At 76.2% G+C, this 4,294-nt stretch carries 2 protein-coding genes; both read left to right on the top strand.

Annotation, left to right across the window (positions count from 1 at the left end):
* Positions 1-1,307 (top strand): SDR family NAD(P)-dependent oxidoreductase (locus tag E0D90_RS24095; protein WP_130800069.1); only part of this gene is annotated, 1,307 nt, incomplete at its 5' end.
* A 412-nt stretch (positions 1,308-1,719) separates the two neighbouring features.
* On the top strand, positions 1,720-4,294 hold a 2,575-nt coding region (locus tag E0D90_RS24100; protein WP_130800070.1), incomplete at its 3' end, for a type I polyketide synthase.

A 4,294-nucleotide genomic window follows, 5' to 3' on the forward strand; every position in this document is an offset into this window, starting at 1 on the left:
ACCCCGCACTGGTCGGCGCCTGGCGCCGGGGCCGTCCCTGGAGCCGGAGCCTGGAGCCGGTGGCCCTGCCCGAGGTGGACGACGCGGCGGCCTGGCGCGCCGGGGGCGTCTACGCCATCACCGGCGGCACCGGCGAACTCGGCCTCGCCCTCGCCGCCCGGCTCGCCCCGCTCGGTGTCCGCCTCGCCCTGATCGGCCGCACCCCCCTCCCGCCGGAGGACAGCTGGGACACCCACCTCGCCTCGGCACCCGACGGCGACCGGACCGCCCGCGTCATCCGCGAACTCCGCCGCCTGCGCACGCTGGGCGCCGAGGTCATCACCCTGACCGCCGACATCACCGACCCGGCCGACACCGGGCGCGCCCTGAGCGCGGTGCGGGAACGCCTCGGCGCGCTGCACGGCGTGGTCCACGCCGCCGGAGTGGCGGGTAACGGACTCGTACAGACCAAGACACGCGAGCAGGCGTCGGCGGTCCTCGCCCCCAAGGTCGCGGGCACCCTCGCCCTCGCGGAGGCCCTGCGTGCGGAACCGGTCGAACTCCTCGTCCTCTACTCGTCGGTGGCCGGCGCCATCGGCGGCCTCGGCGAATCGGACTACGCAGCCGCCAACGCCTTCCTCGACGCCTTCGCCGCCGCCGAGGACGGACGCGGCCGGGTGGCGCAGCGGGTGGTGTCGGTGGCCTGGGGACCGTGGCGGCGGGACCGCTGGCAGACGGCGGCCTTCGCGGACAACCCCGAACTGCTCGCGCTGATGCTCCGCTCGCGTCAGACCCACGGCATCGGCGACGACACGGGCACCGCCGCGCTGGCCCGCGCGATCGTGGCCGGCCCCTCCCATCTGTACGTGCTGGGCAGGCCGTTGGCCGATCTTGCGGCGGAGACGGCCGGGCCGCCGGCCTCCCCGGCGACGCCTGTGCCGAGCGCGGCCCGCCACCCGAGGCCGCCGCTGCGCACCGAGTACGTCGCGCCGCGCACCGAGGCGGAGCGGCGCGTGGCGGAGGTGTGGCAGGACCTGCTCGGGATCGACGCGGTCGGCGTGCACGACCCGTTCTTCGACCTGGGCGGCAGCTCCCTGGTGGGCCTCGCCGTGGTCGCCCGCCTGTCGGCGGCGTCCGGCGTGGACCTCGCGGCCGCCACCCTCTTCGAACGCCCCACGGTCGCCCAGCTCGCCGACCTGCTGGACACCGACCGCCCGGCCGACGCCGCGCCCGCCCCCGACGTCACGGACGAGGCGGCGGCCCGGGGCGAGCGCCGACGCGCCCGAGGACGCCGCACCCCGCCCCGCCGCCGGGGCCGCGCCACCTGACGCGGCCCGTTTCGTGGGGAGCGCCACGAGGGCCGCCCGGTGGCGCGCCGCCCCGGCCCCGTGGTGTCCCCGCCGGCGCTCCGGGCGCTGCTCCGGGCAGCGGTCCGGGCACCGGTTGGAGCACCGCTTCGGGCACCGGTTGGAGCACCGCCCGGAGCGGCGCGTTCCCGGGGCGGCGGCGCCCCCGACGCCCATGCCGTCGAACCGCGTTGTGCCTGGTCACAGCGATTACTTCGAGATGGGCAGGCAGTGGACGGGTGTCATTGGGGGCCCGGGACGCCCCGCCTAGGGTGAGGCGCGCATCACGGTGCAGCGCGCCGTTCGTTGCCCCTCGCCCCCGCTCGCCGTCCCGAGCGCGACATCGTCCGCGCCACCGCCCCGAACGCAGGAGGACAGGCCAGGTGAGTCATCTATGACGGAACGTCAGCTCACGCAGGCGACCCCCGAGACCGACAACGGGCCGGCCGTCGCGGTGGTCGGCATGGCCGGCCGGTTCCCCGGCTCCGGCGAGGTGCGCGACCTGTGGCGCTCCCTGCGCGCGGGCGGTCTCGGGATCAGCCGCTTCGACGAGGCGGAACTGCGGGCCAACGGCGTCCCCGACAGCCTGCTCGCCGACCCCGGCTACGTCCGGGCCGGCTCGGTGCTGGAGGGCATCGACCTGTTCGACGCGGGCTTCTTCGGCTACACCCCGCGCGAGGCGCAGCTCCTCGACCCGCAGCAGCGGCTCTTCCTGGAGACCTGCTGGCACGCCCTGGAGGACGCGGCGGCCGACCCCGCGCGGTTCGACGGCTCGATCGGTGTCGTGGCCGGCTCGGCGCTCAGCTCCTACCTCCTCCACAACCTGGCGGTCCACCCCGCCGTCCTGGAGACGGCGGGCGAGGTCGCCATCGCCATCGCCAACGACAAGGACTCCCTCGCCACCCGCACCGCCCACGTCCTGGACCTCACCGGCCCCTGCTACAGCGTCCAGAGCTACTGCTCGACCTCCCTCGTCGCCGTCTCCGCCGCCTGCTCCACCCTGGTCAGCGGCGAGGCGGACATGATGCTCGCGGGCGGGGTCACCGTCTCGGTGCCGCACCGCGTGGGCTACCTCCACCAGGAGGCCGGCATGACGTCGCCGGACGGCCTGTGCCGGCCGTTCGACGCGTCCGCCGAGGGCACCCCCGTGGGCAGCGGCGTCGGCGTCGTGGCGCTCAAGCGGCTGGAGGACGCCGAGGCGGACGGCGACCGGATCTACGCCGTGATCCGGGGCTGGGCCGTCAACAACGACGGCGCCGACAAGGTCGGCTTCACCGCTCCCGGCGTCCGCGGTCAGGCCGCCGTCGTCTCCGAGGCCCTGGCCAGCGCGGGACTGGGTCCCGCCGACATCGACTACGTCGAGGCGCACGGCACCGCCACCCCCCTCGGTGACGCGGCCGAGATCTCCTCGCTCCAGCGTGTCTTCGACGTCCCCGGCGTGGAGCGCTGCCTCATCGGCTCCGCCAAGAGCAACCTCGGCCACCTCGACCGCGCCGCGGGCGTCACCGGTCTCATCAAGGCCGTGCTCAGCCTGCACCGCGAGGAGATCCCGCCGACCCTCCACTTCGAGCGGCCCAGCCCCCAGCTGGAACGCTCCGGGGAGAAGCTGAGCGTCGTCACCTCGCTCACCCCCTGGCCGCGCCGCCCCGAGCGCCCCCGGCGGGCCGGGGTCAGCGCCTTCGGCATGGGCGGCACCAACGCCCATGTCGTCCTGGAGGAGGCGGCACCCGAGGAGGACCGCGAGGGGCGCGTCCCGCCGCGCGCCCAGCAGGTCCTCGTCTGGTCCGCGCGCAGCGAGGACGCGGCCGCCAGGACCGGCGAGCGGCTCGCCGCCGCCCTGGACGGGGACGACACGGCGGCCGACGGCGACCTCGGCGACGTGGCGTACACCCTCCAGACCGGGCGTGCCGTGTTCGAGCACCGGCGGTGCCTGGTCACCGCCTCCGCCACCGACGCCGCGGCCGTACTCGGCGGGGAGGAGGCCGCGCAGCACGTCCTCTCCCGCCGTGACGCCACCGCCGGACGCCCCGTCGGCTTCCTGCTCGCCGGTGTCGGCGAGCAGTACCGGGGCATGGTCGCCGGCCTCTACCGCACCGAGCCGGTGTTCGCCGCCGCGCTCGACGCCTGCGTCGCCGAACTCCGTCCCCACCTCGGCACCGACCCGGTCGCCGCCCTCGTCGCCGAGCGGACCGGAGGCGGCGACGACCTCGCGCGCCTGCTCGGCCGCACCGACGAGGCCGACGACTCCGCGGCACTCGCCCGGCCCGAGATCGTGCAGCCCGCCGTCTTCGCCGTCGACTACGCCCTCGGCACCCTGCTGATGTCCTGGGGCATCCGGCCGACGGTCCTCGCCGGCTACAGCGTCGGAGAGTTCGCCGCCGCCTGCCTCGCCGGGGCCCTGACCCTGCCCGAGGCCGCCGGTCTGGTCGCGGTCCGCGCCACCCTGATCGCCGGGCTGCCGCCCGGCGCCATGGCGGCCGTCCCGCTGTCGGCCGCCAGCGTCACCGCCACCTACTCGCCGCGCACCAGCTACGGCGTCGACATCGCCGCGCACAACGGCCCCGCCCTCAGCGTCATCTCCGGGCCCGTGGACGCCGTGCGCGCCCTCACCGACCGGCTCACCTCCGACGGGCTGCCGTTCCGCCCGCTGCGCACCTCGCACGCGTTCCACTCGCAGATGATGCGGCCGGTCGCCGGGGAGCTCACCGACTGGGCCCGCGAGAACCTGCGCCCGACGGCGCCCCGCGTCCCGTACCTGTCGAACGTCTCGGGGCGCCCCGTGACGGAGCAGCAGCTCGCCGACCCCGGTTACTGGGCACGCCACATGTGCTCGGCCGTGAAGTTCTCCGACATGCTGCGGCACCTCCTGGCGGGCGGCCGGGACGCCCTGCTGGAGCTCGGCCCGGGGCAGTCCCTCGGCGCCATGGCCCGCAACCACCCGGACTGCCCGCCCGAGAGCTGGCCCCTGC

Source organism: Streptomyces otsuchiensis (genome assembly GCF_004305975.1).
Lineage (GTDB): Bacteria > Actinomycetota > Actinomycetes > Streptomycetales > Streptomycetaceae > Streptomyces > Streptomyces otsuchiensis.